General features: G+C 65.4%; 12 protein-coding genes. 3 read left to right on the top strand and 9 right to left on the bottom strand.

The features are described from left to right. Positions 1-37 precede the first annotated feature (37 nt). The 4 genes from ABFX29_RS09300 to ABFX29_RS09285 all read right to left on the bottom strand — a co-directional run bounded on the left by ABFX29_RS09300 (position 38) and on the right by ABFX29_RS09285 (position 8,413). Positions 38-1,519 carry a sensor histidine kinase gene (locus ABFX29_RS09300; RefSeq protein ID WP_152226805.1) on the bottom strand — a complete coding sequence of 494 codons (1,482 nt, stop codon included), beginning with the start codon at positions 1,517-1,519 and terminating at the stop codon, positions 38-40. A 12-nt stretch (positions 1,520-1,531) separates the two neighbouring features. Beyond that, positions 1,532-6,370 carry an NAD-glutamate dehydrogenase gene (locus ABFX29_RS09295; RefSeq protein ID WP_152226803.1) on the bottom strand — a complete coding sequence of 1,613 codons (4,839 nt, stop codon included), beginning with the start codon at positions 6,368-6,370 and terminating at the stop codon, positions 1,532-1,534. Positions 6,371-6,458: 88 nt separating this feature from the next. Further along, positions 6,459-7,769: a CpaE/TadZ family protein gene (locus tag ABFX29_RS09290; RefSeq protein ID WP_152226801.1), complete on the bottom strand. Its 1,311-nt coding sequence runs from the start codon at positions 7,767-7,769 to the stop codon at positions 6,459-6,461. Then, complete coding sequence (locus ABFX29_RS09285) at positions 7,766-8,413, bottom strand: SAF domain-containing protein (RefSeq protein WP_152226799.1); 648 nt, start codon at positions 8,411-8,413, stop codon at positions 7,766-7,768. The genes ABFX29_RS09290 and ABFX29_RS09285 overlap by 4 nt, the downstream gene beginning before the upstream one ends. Before the next feature lie 178 nt (positions 8,414-8,591). Here ABFX29_RS09285 and ABFX29_RS09280 point away from each other — a divergent pair, with 178 nt between their 5' ends. Continuing rightward, a complete protein-coding gene (locus tag ABFX29_RS09280) occupies positions 8,592-8,822 on the top strand; it encodes a helix-turn-helix domain-containing protein (protein ID WP_152226797.1) in 231 nt (76 codons plus the stop codon). A 32-nt stretch (positions 8,823-8,854) separates the two neighbouring features. On the opposite strand, the gene ABFX29_RS09275 is transcribed toward ABFX29_RS09280, so the two are convergent. Then, positions 8,855-9,403 carry a hypothetical protein gene (locus ABFX29_RS09275; protein WP_152226795.1) on the bottom strand — a complete coding sequence of 183 codons (549 nt, stop codon included), beginning with the start codon at positions 9,401-9,403 and terminating at the stop codon, positions 8,855-8,857. Between the two features lie 152 nt (positions 9,404-9,555). Here ABFX29_RS09275 and ABFX29_RS09270 point away from each other — a divergent pair, with 152 nt between their 5' ends. Further along, complete coding sequence (locus tag ABFX29_RS09270; RefSeq protein ID WP_170287729.1) at positions 9,556-10,404, top strand: LysM peptidoglycan-binding domain-containing protein; 849 nt, start codon at positions 9,556-9,558, stop codon at positions 10,402-10,404. After that, the gene (locus ABFX29_RS09265) at positions 10,401-10,928 is read left to right on the top strand and encodes an Rv3235 family protein (RefSeq protein WP_152226791.1); all 528 of its coding nucleotides are present in this window, start codon (positions 10,401-10,403) and stop codon (positions 10,926-10,928) included. The genes ABFX29_RS09270 and ABFX29_RS09265 overlap by 4 nt, the downstream gene beginning before the upstream one ends. A 2-nt stretch (positions 10,929-10,930) precedes the next feature. Here ABFX29_RS09265 and secA read toward each other — a convergent pair whose 3' ends face one another. From secA to ABFX29_RS09245, 4 genes are all read right to left on the bottom strand, one after another. Beyond that, positions 10,931-13,669, bottom strand: coding sequence for a preprotein translocase subunit SecA (gene secA / locus ABFX29_RS09260; protein WP_152226789.1), 2,739 nt, complete (start codon positions 13,667-13,669; stop codon positions 10,931-10,933). A 91-nt stretch (positions 13,670-13,760) separates the two neighbouring features. Then, entirely contained in the window at positions 13,761-14,969 is a 1,209-nt protein-coding gene (locus tag ABFX29_RS09255) for a winged helix-turn-helix domain-containing protein (RefSeq protein ID WP_152226787.1), read from the bottom strand. A 32-nt stretch (positions 14,970-15,001) separates the two neighbouring features. After that, positions 15,002-15,721: a ribosome hibernation-promoting factor, HPF/YfiA family gene (hpf, locus tag ABFX29_RS09250; protein WP_152226785.1), complete on the bottom strand. Its 720-nt coding sequence runs from the start codon at positions 15,719-15,721 to the stop codon at positions 15,002-15,004. Positions 15,722-15,829: 108 nt separating this feature from the next. Further along, on the bottom strand, positions 15,830-16,765 hold the full coding sequence (locus ABFX29_RS09245; protein ID WP_152226783.1) for a ComF family protein: 936 nt from the start codon (positions 16,763-16,765) through the stop codon (positions 15,830-15,832). Positions 16,766-16,872: the final 107 nt, after the last annotated feature.

Below are 16,872 nucleotides of genomic sequence, written 5' to 3'. Positions count from 1 at the left end.
CTTCATGTGTGCCGGGGTTCAGATTTCCGGGGACATCTCAGCGGCGCCGGGCACCATCGAGTTCCATTTCGATCGTCACTTCGGTGCCGCCGCCACGGCGGGGGGTCCAGAGAATGGTTCCGGCGAGTTCACTCTGGACCAGGGTCCGAACAATCTGCAGGCCGAGTCCTTCCCTGCGGGGCTCCGCCGGCAGGCCAACACCGTCATCGGATACGGTCACTGTGAGGTTCTCCTCGCCATCCGCGCCCAGATGGCGTTCGGCGTTCAACCACACCGTCCCGTTTTCCTTGCCTGCCAGGCCATGTTCGACGGCATTGGTCACCAGTTCGTTGATCACCAGCGCCAGCGGGGTCGCCAGGTCGCTGGGCAGTTCGCCGAAAGTTCCCTGACGTTCGGTGCGGACTGCCTGGGACGGGGATGCCACCTCAGCGGAGAGGCGGAACTGCCGGTCAATCAGCTCGTCGAAGTCCACGTTTTGGGTCAGGCCCTGGGACAGGGTCTCGTGGACCAACGCGATTGTGGAGACCCGCCGCATGGCCTGCGCCAGGCCCTGCTTGCCTTCTTCGCTCTCCATCCGCCGCGACTGCATCCGCAGCAGGGCGGCGACAGTCTGAAGATTGTTCTTCACCCGGTGGTGGATCTCGCGGATAGTAGCGTCCTTGGAGACCAGCTCCATCTCCCGACGGCGCAGCTCCGAGACATCGCGGCACAGCACCAGCGCACCGAACCGTTCCTTTTCATCGCGCAGCGGAATGGCGCGCAGTGAAAGGCTCACTCCCCTGGATTCGATCTCGGTGCGCCACGGCATCCGACCGGTGACCACCAGCGGCAGCGTTTCGTCCACCATCCTGCGGTCCTTGAGCAGCGCCGTCGTAATTTCAGCCAGCGGCCTGCCCTCCAGCGTCTCCATATCGCCCAGGCGGCGGAATGCGGACACGCCGTTGGGGCTGGCGTACTGCACAACACCCTGGGCATCGAGCCGAATCAGCCCGTCACCGACGCGGGGGGCGCCGCGGCGCGACCCGGTGGGGGTGGCGAAGTCAGGCCACAGTCCCAGGGTTCCCATCCGGAGCAGGTCATAGGCGCACTGCCGGTAGGTCAGTTCAAGCCGGGACGGCATCCTGGAACTCGAAAGGTCCATATGGGAAGTGACGACGGCGAGCGTGCGTCCGTTGCGCACGAAAGGAATCGCTTCCACCCGCATGGCAGTTTCAGTGGTCCAGTTCGTTTCACTGGAGCGCTCGATGGTCTGCGACTTCCACGCCTTGTCTACCAGCGGCTGCAGGTCGGCACGGATGCGCTCCCCCACGAAGTCACTGTGGAACACGGTGTGCGACGTCGAGGGCCGGGCATGTGCCAGCGCCACGTAGGTGCCCTCCGGCAGCGGGAACCACAGGGCCAGGTCGGCGAACGCGAGGTCCGCAACCAGCTGCCAGTCCCCCACCAGCAGGTGCAGCCACTCGGCGTCGCCTGGACCGAAATCCGCATGGTCCTTGATCGGATCGGTGAATATTGCCATAGCGGAAGTCCGTCAGCGCCTTACGATCGAGCGAAGCAGCCGCAGTGCCACGGAAAGCGAGGCCATGTCATCCTGCTCCAGCTGGTTGACCTCGGCGAACATCTTGGTTGCACGTTCGAGGTTGTCTGCATTTTCCTGCTCCCACGCCTCGACCCGGGTTACCGGATCTTCGCCCTGCATGGACGGAGTGGCCTGGAGGGCAGCCACCGTCATATCCGCCACGGTGGAATACAGGTCATCGCGCAGCGCGGCACGGGCAAGTGCCTGCCAGCGGTCCCCGCGCGGGAGCTTGGTGATGCGCTCCAGCAGATCGTCGATTCCATAGCGGTCGTAGACCGCGTAGTAGACGGCAGCAATGTTCTCTGCCGGTTCCTCGACCTGCCGGGTCGCCAGGGCGACGTCGAGAAGGCCGTAGCTTTCGAACTGCTCGGCCCAGTACGTGCCAAGATCCTCGGGCACGTCCCAGCCGGCGGCCTTCTCCAGTGCTGCCTCTACCCGTTCGCGGTCCGCTCCGCGCATAAAGCGCATGAGGTCCTTCCGCAGCGGTTCCACGATCGGCTTGAAAGCCTGGATGTCCTCGTCGATGGAGCTGCCGCGGCCAACATGGTTCACGAACCAGCGCACCGCGCGGTCAAGCAGCCTGCGCATGTCCAAGTGGATGGAAGTCCAGGTTTCCGTCGGGAAACTGGCGGGAAGTTCACCCAAGGCGGCAACGACGTCGTCGATTGCGTAGATCTCCCGAAGCGCGCTGAAGGCGCGGGCAACAGTGGCCTCGCTGGCTGAGGTCTCTTCCATGACCCGGAAAGCGAAGGTGATTCCGCCAATGTTGATCATGTCGTTGGCGACCATGGTGGAGATGATTTCGCGCCGCAGCGGATGGGTGTCCAGCTGGTCATCGAAGCGTTCCACCAGCTGCTTGGGGAAGTACCGGCGCAGGGTGCCGCGGAAGTACGGATCGTCGGCGAGGTCGGACGCGGTGAGCGCGCGGGTCAGCTCGATCTTGGCGTAGGCCGCCAGGACGGAGAGTTCCGGCGCGGTGAGGCCCTGTCCTTCAGCGACCCGTGCCCGCAGTTCTTCCTTGGTGGGCAGGGCTTCAAGGGCACGGTCCAGGCCGGCGTGCTCCTCCAGCCAGTCCATGAGCCGTTCGAAGCTGGGGCTCCACTCGATCACGCGCTGGCGGTCGTTGAGCAGGAGCATGTTCTGGTCGATGTTGTCCTGCAGCACCAGCCGGCCGACTTCATCCGTCATCGAGTGCAGGAAGGCCGAACGTTCGGAAGCGTCCAGCCGGCCCGCGGCGACCATGCGGTCAACGAAGATCTTGATGTTGACCTCGTGGTCGGAGCAGTCCACGCCCGCCGAGTTGTCGATCGCGTCGGTGTTCAGGATGACGCCGGACAAGGCGGCTTCGATGCGTCCGCGCTGGGTCATGCCCAGGTTGCCGCCTTCACCAATGACCTTCGCCCGGACGTCCCGTCCGTCAATGCGGATAGAGTCGTTGGCCTTGTCCCCTACCTCTGCGTTGGTCTCCGTGGATGCCTTGATGTAGGTGCCGATGCCGCCGTTGTAGAGCAGGTCCACCGGTGCCTTGAGGATGGCGCGCAGCAGTTCCGGCGGGCTCAGGCGGGTAACGCCCGCGTCCAGGCCCAGGACCTCGCGCACCTGTGCGCTGATGGGAATGCTCTTGGACTGCCGCGGGAAGACTCCGCCGCCCTCGCTGATCAGGCTCTCGTCATAGTCTGCCCACGAAGAGCGGGGCAGCTCGAACAGCCGGCGCCTTTCAGCGTGGGACCGTGCGGCGTCGGGATTCGGGTCCAGGAACACGTGCCGGTGGTCGAACGCCGCAACGAGGCGGGTGTGCTCGGAAAGCAGCATGCCGTTGCCGAAGACGTCGCCGCTCATATCGCCCACGCCGACGGCCGTGAAGTCCTCGTTCTGGGTATCGACGCCGAGTTCGCTGAAGTGCCGTTTGACCGATTCCCAGGCGCCGCGGGCGGTGATGCCCATGGCCTTGTGGTCATAACCCACGGATCCGCCGGATGCGAAGGCGTCGCCCAGCCAGAAACCGTATTCGGCTGAGAGGGCGTTGGCGATGTCGGAGAAGGAGGCTGTCCCCTTGTCCGCGGCTACCACCAGGTAGCTGTCGTCGCCGTCGTGCCGCACCACGTTCTCCGGCGGACGGACCTGCTCGCCGGCTTCGGTGACCACCAGGTTGTCGGTGATGTCCAGCAGCCCGCGGATGAACGTGCGGTAGCTTTCCTTGCCCTCTTCCATCCAGGCGCCGCGGTCCTTCGCCGGGTCAGGGAGCTGCTTCGCGTAGAAGCCGCCCTTGGCACCCGTAGGCACAATGACGGCGTTCTTGACGGTCTGTGCCTTGACCAGGCCCAGGATTTCGGTGCGGAAGTCCTCGCGCCGGTCCGACCAGCGCAGGCCGCCGCGGGCCACCTCGCCGAAGCGCAGGTGCACGCCCTCGACGCGCGGAGAGTAAACCCAAATCTCATACTTGGGCCGCGGGAACGGAGCGCCGTCGATCACGGCCGTGTTGAGCTTGTGGCTGACGTACGGCTTGTCCTGGTAGAAGTTGGTGCGCAGCGTCGCCTCGATGAGGTTGGCGAACGTCCGCAGCACACGGTCCGCATCCAGGGTGGGCACCTGTTCCAGCCCGGCGTCCAGTTCGCTGCGCGCCGCTTCCATTTCGGCCTCGCGCCCGGAGGCTTCGAGAGCCGGATCGAACCGTGCCCGGAACATGCGGCCAAGCGCGCCGGTAACCCGGGGGTTGGCCAGCAGCGTGTCCGCGATGAAGCCGTAGGAGTTGGTGTTTCCCATCTGGCGCATGTACTTGGCGTAGCTGCGGAACATGACCACTTCGCGCCAGCCCAGGCCCTGACCCAGGATCAGGCGGTCCAGCGCGTCCGATTCGCTGGCGCCGGAGATGCCTGCGCGGAAGGCCTCCGCGAGCAGGGTACCGGTTTCAAGCGGATCCACGCCGGCGCCGTAGCGCAGACCAAGGTCGTAGAGGAACAGCTCGACGCCGTCCCGCCGCCGGATCTCGAACGGACGTTCGTCCAGCACCTCGAGGCCCAGGTTGTGCAGGAAGGGAAGGATCTGGGTCAGGGACTTCGGCTCGAGCAGGTACAGCTTCAGCCGGGCGTCAGCGCTGTCGGTGTTGTCCTTGCTGCCGGCCGGCAGGTAGACGAAGAGCTCCGGAGCAGTGTCCGGGTTCTGGAGCCGGTCCTCAAACCGGGCTATGTCCGCAAGCGCGTCCTCAACCTCGTAACCCACTCGGTAATCCATGGGGAAGGCGTCGCCCCACAGGGCAGAGAGCTGCTCCGCCTGGACCCGGTCGAACTTCCCCCGCAGCACCTCGTCGATTCCCTCGGACCAGGAGCGGGTGGCGTTGACCAGCCGGCGCTCCAGCGCAGCGGCATCAACGTCCGTGATTTCAACGCCCTTGGGCAACCGGATTCGGAAGAACAGGCGGGCCAGCGCCGATTCGGTCAGGCGGGCCTCGTAGTCGATGGACTCGGCGTTGAAGGTTGCCCGGAGTTCATCCTGGATCCGCAGGCGGACCGAGGTTGTGTATCGGTCGCGCGGCAGGAATACCAGCGCGGACATAAAACGTCCGTAGACGTCCGGGCGCAGGAAGAGCCGGGTACGCCGCCGTTCCTGCAGTCGGAGGATGCCCTGGGCTGTTTCCAGCAGACCGTCGACGTCGATCTGGAACAGTTCGTCGCGCGGGAACGTCTCAAGGATGGAGAGCAGGTCCTTGCCTGAATGCGAGTCTGCGGGGAACCCTGCCCGGCGGATGACTTCCTTGACCTTGTCGCGCAGGATCGGAACGTCCCGGACGGACCCGGTGTAGGCACCGGTCGCAAACAGGCCAATGAAACGCCGTTCACCGGTGACGTTGCCCTCGGCGTCAAACCGCTTGACTCCGATGTAGTCGAAGTACGCGGCGCGGTGGACCGTGGAGCGCGAATTTGCCTTGGTGATCACCAGGGCACGCTTCTCCCGTGCCTTGGCCCTGCCTGCCGTTGTCAGGTGCTGAACCTTGCCCGCCTCTGAATTCCGGCGCAGCAGTCCGAGGCCGGTATTGGAGGAAGCGCGGAGCACATCTTCGCCGTCCTCGTTGATGAGGTCGTATTCGCGGTATCCCAGGAACGTGAAGTTTCCGTCGTCCAGCCATGTGAGCAGCTCCCGTGCCTGCTGCAGGTCGGGAATGCCCGACCCGGCGGCGGCGAGTTCGGCTGCAATCTCGTGGACCTTGGCACGCATGCCGGACCAGTCCTTGACGGCCAGGCGGACGTCGTCAAGGACCCTGAGCAGTCCGTCGACCATGTCCCTGCGGCGGTCTTCATCACTGAGGCGCGGAACTTCGACGGCGATCCAGGACTCGATGCGCGTGGTCTGGTCGCCGTTGCCCAGCAGGCCTGAGATGTCGGGCAGCGCAGCGGTGTCCCCGCTGGAGATGCCGGCCGCGTTCGGAACCCGCTTGACCTGCTGAAGGGTATCGCTGTCCCGGTGGCGGGTTGCCAGGAACGTGGGGTGGACCATCAGTCGGATACCGCTGTTCTGCCGGACAATCTCAGCGGTGACCGAGTCGACGAGGAACGGCATGTCATCGGTGACGATGAGGATCACGCTGGCATCGCCCTGGTCGAAGACGTCTACCGCTGCGGTGCCCTCTGCCCGGGTCCATGCCAGCGCCCGGTGTGCCTCGGCGCGCTCCCGCAAAGCCTGCGGAGGGTAGAGTGCGGCGTCCTCAGCCGCCAGATGCTCGTAGTAATTCCCGATGAAATCCTCAAGGGAAATATCCGAGCTGGACAGATCCGTGGTGTTGGATCCAGACGACATTTAATACGCCTCCGAAATTCGCCGCTTAGTACCGGCCGCCCCTTTGCAGCCCGTTTGCTACGAGCCTATCTCCTTGGGAAAGAAAAGGTCACTTCGTGGCTGCCGCGCGCTTTCTCCGCCGTTTGGGGCTGCCGCCTGCGGGAACGTTTGCCAGCGCAGCAATTGCCGTCCTCAGCGCGGAGTTGGGCGCGGCTTCCAGCAGTGCGGCCCCCGCCAGCAGCGACGCGTCGGCTGCTTCCCAGTCCGCCGGCAGGAAGGCACTGATCTGCCCGGGACCAAAACGCTCCCATGCTTCGCTGAGCTGGCGTTCCGGGGAGCGCCCCACGGTGGAGCGCCGCACCTTGTTCAGCACCACCAGCGGCGCCGCCGAGGGAACGGCCGTTTCGAGTTCGGCGAGCGCACGCACCAGCCGGGGAACTCCTACCGGGTCCGCGGCTCCGACGGCGTAAACGGTGTCCGCGGCTTCCAGTGACACCAGGGTTGCCGCATTGCGCCGGGGTGCCATCGTGTCGAAGCTGAGCTCCTCATCCGACTCGAGGCTGAAGCCGCAGTCCACCACCGTAATGTCAGCGATGCTGCGGGATTGCTCCAGCACCCTGGCGAGGGCAGTTCCGCGGATCTCCAGCCAGCGGTCCGAGCGTGTGATTCCAGTCAGGACCCGCAGCCGGCGGTTCTTCAGCTGCACCTGCACAGCGGTTCGTTCAAGGGCTGGAGGCTGAAGCACTCCCTGTTCCGCGAGGCGGCAGGCCTGCGCCAGACCCGCCGCCTCGTCGGCCAGTCCAAGAACCGCAGCGATGCTGGGAGCGTAGGTGTCCGCGTCGACCAGCATTACTTCACTCCCGGCAGCGGCAGCCTCGGCTGCGAGGTTCAGTGCCAGGGTTGTCCGCCCGGGCCCGCCGGCGGGACCCCAGACAGCTATGAGGCTTCCGGTCCGGCGCGTGCCCCCGCCATCCCCTGTGCCTCCGGTTTCCCCGCCCAGTTCCCAGCGGCGGAGGCCGTCCGCCGGATCTGCAAGGGATGACCGCACTCCAGGACCGGGGTCCCGGGATTCCATGGCGAGGACAGCCGTTTCCACCAGTTCCGCGAGGGCGGTGGATTCAAGGTTCCTCGAGGCGTGTTTGACGCCAAGCCGCTCGAGTCGGGTGCGGGCTGCCGGGTCGTCTGCCAGGACCAGGAGGGCGACCCCCGCTGCAGCAACACGGTCTGCAAGGCTGGCAGTCAGCTCCCCGGCGTCGTCGTCCACAATTGCGGCGCGGGCCATGCCGCTTTGGCAGGCGGCGATCAGTTCTGAAAGCTCGGTACAGCGGCGTATCACGGTGACCGGCCCCTGCAGGCGTTCCAGTCCCTGCACCAGCTCTGCCGTACCGCTGCCGGAGGTCACTACCGGGATGGCGCTCATCCGGCTGAGGGATTGGGGACGACGGCGATCTTCGCCTGATTGGACAGGGCACCGAGCAGCGCAGGAAGGTCCCCGTCTTCGACAAGGACCAGCAGGCGGGTGGCATTTGCGCCCGCGATGACCGACTCGTTGACCGAGAGTTCCGATATCTCCGCAGCGGTAAGGAGACGGCGCGGTTCCCCGTACCCGTTTTGTCCGTTCGGAAGGGAGGCCCAGACATCGACCCGGTCCCCGGCGCGGATCCCGCTCGGCAGCGGTGATTGAACATCGAGTCCGAGAGGTTTGCGGTCCAGGTCTTCCGCCTTGACGAGATCGGCCCGGGAAAGCAGCTCGCCCCGGCGGATAATGGTTCCGGCTACGGCGTTCTCAGGGAGCGCCTCTGCTGCGGCCATATAGGTGCCGGCAAGCCCGCCGAGGGAAACCTGCACAACATCGAAATCGTCCGCCTCCAGCACCGACCCAACCGGTATCTCGCGTGAGGCGGCAAGGACCTGGATGGTGTGGTCCTGGCTGGCAACCAGCGCGCTCACCCCGGCGACCGAGGCCAGGACCAGCAGCAATCCCAGCAGCAGCCGGGGGTCCTTCCACGACGGTTTCTTTAAGCGCGGCGCGGGTGCGGCCGGCGCAGCGGTCTTGAGACTCATTGTTCCCCCTAGGTTTCCTCCGCCTCCCCGCGGAGTGCTGGAGGTCATTGTGTCCCTCAAACGGCAGGATGGAAACGGGTGGGGTACGTATTTTGTGGATAACGGACGTTCAGCACCAACAGGTGGCAGACTAGGTCAGCAGCGGCACAGTGCCGGAAAGGGTTTGATGGTGGGCACCATGGCGGAGAAAAGGTTCCTCACCCTCGCTGACGTGGGCGAGGTCCTGAACATATCTTCCTCTCAGACGTATGCGCTGGTGCGCTCCGGCGAGCTGCCGGCCATCCAGGTTGGAGGCCGCGGCCAGTGGCGGGTTGAGAACGCCAAGCTCGAGGAGTACATAGCGGGTGCGTACCGCCGTGCGGAGGCTGCCAGGGCCGCGCTCCCCCAGGACGAGGCGGCGGAGGCCTAGCCCCAGGCTGCCGGCGCGTGAGCCCGTGCGGCCTAACGGGTGGTGCTGACAGCCGCGATCCGGGAGAACGGTACAGCGGGCGCCGAGGCAACTTTTTCGCGCCGCCGGGGCTCACCAGGTTCCAGAACGGCAAATTCCAGGAAGTCCTTCCCCACCCGGTCGATGATGCCGTGCAGCGCCGCGGGCCGTCCCCGCAGGTGCAGGTCCACTGGATAGCGGTCGCGGGCCAGGCCCCTCAGTGCGGAAGCCAGCTGCAGCTGCACGAGCGGAACCGATGAGTCCGCGTAACGGTCCATACCTTCGATCATCTGCACCGCTTCCAGCGCCACCACGTGGGAACCTGACACTGAGTCGAGCAGGAGCCAGTCCGCTCCCAGCCGTCCAAGCGCTCCCGTAAGCGGGCCGCCGTCGAGCCCCAGGTGAACCCGCAGAGTCCGGCCTCGCTGCGCCCGGAGCCTGGCCGCCAGGTCCAGTCCTGCGAGTTCGCCCCGCTGCCGGTCAGCTATTTCGGTTTCCAACCCCGCCCCTGCAGCAGCAGCCAGCTGGGCTTCCAGGTCCGCGAACAATGCCTCCCACCTCATCGGGCAAGGCTAGCGTCCACATTCTCCCCGCACCACTCTGGACAGCAGCTTCATCAGTCGCTAGGAAAGACCACCAAACGCATTCACCAGCAGTTCTTGATATCAAACAGCACCAAACTCCATCAAATACATCGAGTGGCGCGGAGGTAGCTATGGCTTCACGGGGAGCACACAAACGCAGGTTGCTGGAGGACGTGTTCCAGGCTGTTGCGGCTGCCTCCGCCGGTGCCCTCATGCTCGGGGCAGGCCACATGCTGCGCGGTCCGGCGCCCGGGTTCGGGGACAGTTTCCGCTCACTCACGGATCTCCAGTCGGCCGCCGGCCTCGCCGCCGGGTGCCTGGGCCTGCTGGTGCTGGCCTGGTGGACAGTGGGACTGGGAGCGGCTTTCCTCTCGGCTGTCCTGCTGCGCAGCGGCAACCGCCGCGCAGCCGGCGTAGTCGGGCGGCTCAGCCCCGGGTTCCTCAAACGGCTGGCGGCCGCCGCCCTGGGCCTGCAGCTGGCGGCTGCGCCCCTTCCGGGCCTGGCAGCACCAGCCGCGCAGACTACCGCTGCCGCATCCATCAGCACCGGACACCCCGTCCCGGGATCGCCCGCTGCCGGAGTTTCCCCCTCTCCCGTGGCCGACCCATCGTGGCAGCTGGCCCGGCGGGCAGTCGAAGGCAGCAGCCCGGGAGGTTCAGCTGCGTCCCAACGCAGTGATTCCGCCGTGGACCCATCCTGGAAACCGTCCCCGGGACCTGTGAGCGGCTCCCTCCTCATTCCGGGCGGAACGCGGGATGCGCCGCAGGAGGCAGTCACTGTCACCGCGGGAGACACACTCTGGGACCTGGCAGCAGCCCAGCTGGGCCCGCTCGCAACCGACCACGAGATCGCGGGGTACTGGCCGGCGTGGCATGAGTTGAACCGCAGTGTGATCGGCCCGGACCCCCACCGCCTGCTGCCGGGGCAGGTCCTTGCCGTACCGCCCCCGCCTGCCCCTGCCGGAAAGGACGCCCCATGACCATCCTGATTATTCTCCCCGCACCAGGTGAAGTATCCGGGGAACTGGCAAAGGCCAGCGGTGAACCTCGCCCCTTCTTCAGCGCAGTCCCCGGCGGCGCTCCCCCAGTGGTCCCCCAGCGGCACCCGGCAGTGGTCAGGGAGGAGTCCAAGCCGGTGGCCCAGCCTGCGAAAAACTGGTCCAGTCCAGCGGAGTCGGACGCACGGATAGAGGCGATCAGCCGGTCCGTGACCATGGGAGCACTCGAGGTACTGGCAGGCGTTCGTCCGCTGCAGCAGCTGGCCCGGTGGCTAGACTTCGAAGAATTCGAACGCCTCCAGCTTCGAACCAACCTTGTCCGTGGACGGGGACAGGGCCGGCTGCACCGCAACGTGCGCATACTGCGGGTCCGCGTCTGCCCGGTATCCGAAGGGGTCTACGAGGTGGCCGTGGCCGCCGCCGAAACGGACAGAGTCCGCGCCGTTGCCCTCCGTTTGGAGCAGCGGCGCGGACTCTGGAAAGTGACCGCCCTGGAAATCGGGTAGGACTACTTCCGGCGCTTCTTCTTTCCGGCCGGACGGCTGTCCTTGCGGGACGCGGGCTGCGAGGACTTGGCCGGCGCAGTGCGCTCCACCCGGGTCTCCACCTGGCCCTGGCTGTTGGGGGCGGAGAACTGCAGGCTGGCAGGACGTTCGGGTGCTTCCAGGCCTGGTGCCTGGATGACCGGGCTGCCCACAACGCCGCGGGCATCCTTCACACCCTTCAGGGCCTCGGGAACCTCCGGCTGGCTGACCTGCACCTCGACGTTGAAGAGGTAGCGGATGCTTTCTTCGCGGATGGCTTCCATCATGGTCTGGAACATCACGAAGCCTTCGCGCTGGTACTCCACCAGCGGATCCCGCTGGGCCATGGCACGCAGGCCGATGCCCTCCTTGAGGTAGTCCATCTCATACAGGTGTTCCTGCCACTTTCGGCCGATCACCGAGAGCACCACACGACGTTCAAGTTCACGCATCGCGGCAGAGCCGATGGAGTCTTCACGCGCCTGGTAAGCCAGGCGGGCGTCGGAAAGGATCTCATTCAGCAGGAAATCCCGGGTCAGGTTGGACCGGCCGTCAGCCTCGTCAACGACTTCGTCGATGGTCAGGCTGATCGGGTAGACGATCTTAAGGTTCTTCCAGAGCGTATCGAGATCCCAATCGTCGCCGTGGCCTTCAGCCGTTGCGTCGTTCACTACGGCAGTGATGACGTCTTCCAGGAAGAAGCCGATCTTCTCCTGCAGGTCATCGCCCTCGAGAATGCGGCGGCGGTCCCCGTAGATGGCTTCGCGCTGGCGGTTCAGGACGTCGTCGTACTTCAGGACGTTCTTCCGCTGTTCAGCGTTCCGGGCCTCAACCTGGCCCTGGGCGTTCTGGATCGCCTTGGAAACAAGCTTCGATTCAAGCGCGACGTCGTCCGGCATGGAGGAGCTGTTCATAATTCGCTCAGCTGCACCGGAGTTGAACAGACGCATCAAGTCGTCAGTCAGGGAGAGGTAGAAGCGGGACTCGCCGGGATCGCCCTGGCGGCCGGAACGGCCTCGGAGCTGGTTGTCGATCCGGCGGGATTCGTGCCGTTCGGTACCAAGGACGTAGAGACCTCCAAGGGCACGGACTTCGTCGTGCTCCGCGGCTACGGCGGCCTGGGCCTTCTCAAGTGCGGCGGGCCAGGCTGCTTCATAGGCCTCCGGGTCCTCGGCGGGGTCCAGACCGCGGCTGTTCAGCTCCGCGACGGCATTGAACTCTGCGTTGCCGCCGAGCATGATGTCCGTGCCTCGGCCTGCCATGTTGGTTGCAACCGTCACGGCGCCCTTGCGTCCGGCCTGCGCCACGATCGCGGCTTCACGGGCGTGGTTCTTGGCGTTCAGGACTTCGTGCCGAATCCCGGCCTTCGCCAGCTGCTTGGAGAGGTATTCGCTCTTCTCAACACTGGTGGTGCCGACCAGTACGGGCTGCCCGGATGCGTGCCGCTCGGCGATGTCCTTCACGACGGCGTCGAACTTGGCTACTTCGTTCTTGTAGATCAGGTCCGACTGGTCCAGCCGGGCCATCGGCTTGTTGGTGGGGATGGGCACCACGCCAAGCTTGTAGGTACTCATGAATTCCGCGGCCTCGGTTTCGGCCGTACCGGTCATGCCGGAGAGCTTCTCGTAGAGGCGGAAGTAGTTCTGCAGGGTGACGGTAGCCAGGGTCTGGTTCTCTGCCTTGATCTGCACCCCTTCCTTCGCCTCGATGGCCTGATGCATGCCTTCGTTGTAGCGGCGTCCGGCCAGGATACGGCCGGTGTGCTCATCGACAATCAGGACTTCGCCCTTGAGGATGACGTAGTCCTTGTCCCGCTTGAAGAGTTCCTTGGCCTTGATGGCGTTGTTCAGGAAACCGATCAGCGGGGTATTGGCAGCCTCATAGAGGTTGGTAATACCCAGGTAGTCCTCGACCTTTTCGATACCGGACTCGAGCACGCCCACCGTGCGCTTCTTCTCGTCGACCTCGTAATCGACGTCGAGGGTCAGCCGCTGGACCACCTTGGCGAACTCGGTGTACCAGCGGTTGACGTCGCCGCTGGCAGCTCCGGAAATGATCAGCGGGGTACGGGCCTCGTCAATGAGGATCGAGTCGACTTCGTCGACGATGGCGAAGTGGTGCCCGCGCTGGACGAGCTCATTGGCGCTCCAGGCCATGTTGTCCCGGAGGTAGTCGAACCCGAATTCGTTGTTCGTGCCGTACGTGATGTCCGCCGCGTACTGCTCGCGGCGGGTGGCCGGGTCCTGGTTGGAGAGGATGCAGCCGGTGGACATGCCAAGGAAACGGAAGACACGTCCCATCAGGTCGGACTGGTACTCGGCCAGGTAATCGTTGACGGTAACCACGTGCACGCCGCGGCCGGTCAGGGCGTTGAGGAAGGCCGGGGCCGTGGCCACCAGGGTCTTGCCTTCACCGGTCTTCATTTCCGCGATGTTGCCCAGGTGCAGGGCGGCGCCGCCCATCATCTGAACGTCGAAGTGGCGCATGCCAAGGGTGCGGCTGGCAGCTTCCCGGACCAGGGCAAAGGCCTCCGGAAGCAGGTCGTCCAGGCTCTCGCCGTCAGCGTGGCGTTCCTTGAGGTTGTCTGTCTCGGCGCGCAGTTCGGCATCACTCATGCCCTTGAACTCGTCCTCGAGCACGTTGATCGCGTCGGCGTAGTTACGCAGTGTTTTCAGCGTCTTCTTGTCGCCTGTGCGAAGAACTCGTTCGAGAAGTGATGCCACTGATTTGCTCCCAATCTAGTGTTGCCGAAATCTGGCGTCCCCAGTCTACGTGAGAGACGTCCGGCAGGCCGCCAAGGTTCCCGCTTGGGAGTCATCCCCGGCCCACTGCCAGTTTCAAGGCGGGCGCAAGGTTGCCCACAGGACTTACCATAACCTCTGCGAGGCCCAGCCACTGCGCCATTAGCCGTAATTCTGCGGCGAGCTCAACGGCGGTATCGGCCGGTGAACCGGGTTCGGCATGGGCTGCCTGCACCAGAAGCGCCCGTGCTGCCCGGTCCGCCTTCAGGTCCACCCGGGCCACTATCGCCTCGCGCAGCAGGAACGGCAGCACGTAATACCCGAACTGGCGTTTATGGGCCGGGGTGTAGATCTCGATGCGGTAATGAATGCCGAAAACCGCCTGGAGACGGCGCCGGTCAAAGACCAGGGAATCAAAGGGACTCAGCAGGCCGCTTCCATGGCAGCGCCGGGGAGTCTTCGCCTCAGGGTGGAGGAAAACAGGACCTTTCCAGCCCTGGACCTCGATTTCCTCCAGCCGCCCCTGCAAGGAGAGGCTCCGTGCGGCGGCAAGTGTGTCTCGCAGCGGCAGGCGGAAGTAGTCTGCCAGCATTGGCGCTGTCCCCAGGCCGATTGACCGTGCAGCGTTCTCTGTCAGCCGGAGCAGGGCCTCTGCCCGGTCCACGGGCTCGAGGGCGGCTTCGCCGGCAGGGTGCACCGCGGCCGCAGGCGCATACAGGCGTTCGAAAGCCGTTCCGCGTCCAGCCGAGGAAATGAGTCCCTGTTCAAAGAGGTCCGACAGGATCCGCTTCGTAGCACTCCAGTTCCAGCCCCATGACTTCGTGCCGGGCTGCACGCTCCCGCCCAGGATGGACTCCACCTCGCGGGCGGACAGCGGATGCTTTCGGTGCAGCAGTTCCAGAACGGCTTGTGTGAGTTGGCTGCGCGGTTCTTCCGGCATCGAGGTGGCACGGATCCAGGTGCGGCGCTGCCACTGGCGAAGGTCGGCGAACAGATCCGGCCGGATAAAGCTGGCTTCATGCGCCCAGTACTCAACCATCCGGCGCGGATCCTGCGTGGACATCCGGTCCAGGACGGTGCGGTCGTAGGCACCGAGACGGGTAAAAAGCGGCAGGTAATGGCTTCGGGACAGTACGTTCACTGAGTCGATCTGCAGGAGCCCCAGGGCATCAAAAACGCGGCCCGCCTGCCCGGGAGTCGGGCGGACGGGCCGCGGTTTGGCTAACTGCTGTGCGCCGAGGATGGTACGGCGTGCCCGGTCAAGGGAAAATACTGCTGGCATGCAGCCATCCTAGGACCGGGACGTACGGACCTCTAGGCGCCGGCGTTTATGTCCGCCGGCGCGGCGTCCCGGTAGCCGCGCATCTCTTCGCGGATTTCCTCGGTTCCCTCTGCGCACTTGGAATCCAGGGTGATGACGCCGTAGGTCCACCCCTTCCTGCGGTAGACCACGGACGGCGCCCCGGTGGCAGCGTCGACGAAAAGGTAAAAGTCGTGGCCAACCAGTTCCATGTTGTCGACAGCGTCGTCAAGGCTCATGGGGGCACCCGGGAAAACCTTGCGGCGGATAAGGACCGGGCAGTCGCCGGTCTGCATGTCCTGGTCGGTTTCGCTGCTCTCTGCCGGGGCAGTCTCGGCGGCGGCGAGCTGGGAAGACAAAGGTTCGGAAGTGCTTACTGGCTCCAGCCCGGCGGTGGCCACCCGTACCGGTACGGGGGTGTGCCGCCCGCGGTGTACCTTGCGCCGGTCGCTGGCGCGGCGCAGGCGTTCCATGAGCTTGCCGTAGGCGAGGTCAAAGGCCGCAAACTTGTCCGCGGAGGATGCCTCGGCGCGGACCACGGGTCCCCGGCCCAGGACAGTCAATTCCACGGTGAGGGAGCTGTCGGCTTCACGGACGTTCTCGTGCTTGGTAACCCGGGCATCAACCCGCTGCACCTTGTCCCCGAGGTTCTCGACCTTGCCGATCTTTTCGGCGGCGTACTGACGGAACCGATCGGATACTGCAACGTTGCGTCCGCTGATCATGAATTCCATGGTGCCCTCCAATATTCTTCGGTGACACAACAACGGCCGCTGCCAGTTTCCTTCGCGACCGTTGCCGCAGGATTGCTCCTTTTCTTGAAGCTATCCATACTCAACACGTTAGTTCACCCGGGAGGTTAATTCACCTTCTGACCTTGGCCGCTGTGCATGGGCCATACTGCGGCCGGCGGGTTCCCGCACCAGCTCCGGGCTCTTCCCGGCGGGCCCGGCGGCGGTTGGCGCCGGGGCGCGGACGGCGGCGATCACCGCTGCTCCCGCTACCTGCGCGCCGGAGGCGCGCAGGGCACGGGTTGCTTCAGCCAGGGTTGCCCCGGTGGTCAATACGTCATCCACGAGAAGGACAGTCATGCCGCGCAGATTCCCCGGACGGCCCGCGGTCATTGTTCCGTGTACGTTCTTTCGCCGGGCGCCCGCACCGAGGCCTTTCTGCGCTCCAGACCGGAGCGAAAGCAGCTCGGCACCCCTTCGATAGGAAAGTATGCCGCGAACGTCCATCCCTGCCGGGAGCAGGCCCCGCAAGCGCACTTTCGCCAGGATAAGTTCCAACGGGTCATAGCCGCGGCGTGTCCGGCCGCGGAGACTGCCCGGGACAGGAACCAATGCCAGGCGTTCCGGGAGCGCGGACGAGGACGCCTGGTGCAGCGCCCGTGCCAGGGCTTCCGCCAGGACGCCCAGCAGGTCGGTATGCCCGTGGTTCTTGCAGGCAAGCAGTACGCGTGACAGCCCGGCCGCGTACCGTCCGGCGGCTGTTACCGGGAGGGGAACCGGCTCCGCCGGACCGGGGGCACCCGCCCCGTGGCCGGCCAGGCACCCTTCCGCTTCCGGGAGCATTCCCGCCCCGGCGGATGCGTTGAAGGGGCGCAGCGTCGCATGGCGGACGGTTATGAGGCATGCAGGGCAGAGGGATGCGTCCGCAGCACCGCAGACGACGCATTCTGCCGGCAGGAGTATCGAGCCCAGCTCCCTGCATGCCTCCAGGACAGCCGCCGGTCCCGGAGCCGCAAGCCAGTCCTCCACCACTCTGAGAGATACCATGCACCAATGCTTCCCGCATTTCGGGTGCGCGGCGGAAGGCCGCGTGGCCGGGTGGGTGAAACGGATGCGTTTCGGACCATGGCCCGTTTGTGTGGAGGCCTAGAGCA

Source organism: Arthrobacter gandavensis (assembly GCF_039528575.1).
In the GTDB taxonomy this organism is placed as follows: Bacteria; Actinomycetota; Actinomycetes; order Actinomycetales; family Micrococcaceae; genus Arthrobacter_B; species Arthrobacter_B citreus_B.
Note: the sequence above shows the minus strand (reverse complement) of the source record. Positions and strands in the feature narration are given on the sequence as shown.

What these genes read in the sequence shown, in the direction of transcription:
- ABFX29_RS09255 (WP_152226787.1), bottom strand. Translation starts at nt 14,969, where the DNA reads ATGCCAGCAGTATTTTCCCTTGACCGGGCACGCCGTACCATCCTCGGC.
- ABFX29_RS09245 (WP_152226783.1), bottom strand. Translation starts at nt 16,765, where the DNA reads ATGGTATCTCTCAGAGTGGTGGAGGACTGGCTTGCGGCTCCGGGACCG.
- hpf (WP_152226785.1), bottom strand. Translation starts at nt 15,721, where the DNA reads ATGGAATTCATGATCAGCGGACGCAACGTTGCAGTATCCGATCGGTTC.
- ABFX29_RS09300 (WP_152226805.1), bottom strand. Translation starts at nt 1,519, where the DNA reads ATGGCAATATTCACCGATCCGATCAAGGACCATGCGGATTTCGGTCCA.
- ABFX29_RS09280 (WP_152226797.1), top strand. Translation starts at nt 8,592, where the DNA reads ATGGCGGAGAAAAGGTTCCTCACCCTCGCTGACGTGGGCGAGGTCCTG.
- ABFX29_RS09295 (WP_152226803.1), bottom strand. Translation starts at nt 6,370, where the DNA reads ATGTCGTCTGGATCCAACACCACGGATCTGTCCAGCTCGGATATTTCC.
- ABFX29_RS09265 (WP_152226791.1), top strand. Translation starts at nt 10,401, where the DNA reads ATGACCATCCTGATTATTCTCCCCGCACCAGGTGAAGTATCCGGGGAA.
- ABFX29_RS09270 (WP_170287729.1), top strand. Translation starts at nt 9,556, where the DNA reads ATGGCTTCACGGGGAGCACACAAACGCAGGTTGCTGGAGGACGTGTTC.
- ABFX29_RS09290 (WP_152226801.1), bottom strand. Translation starts at nt 7,769, where the DNA reads ATGAGCGCCATCCCGGTAGTGACCTCCGGCAGCGGTACGGCAGAGCTG.
- ABFX29_RS09275 (WP_152226795.1), bottom strand. Translation starts at nt 9,403, where the DNA reads ATGAGGTGGGAGGCATTGTTCGCGGACCTGGAAGCCCAGCTGGCTGCT.
- ABFX29_RS09285 (WP_152226799.1), bottom strand. Translation starts at nt 8,413, where the DNA reads ATGAGTCTCAAGACCGCTGCGCCGGCCGCACCCGCGCCGCGCTTAAAG.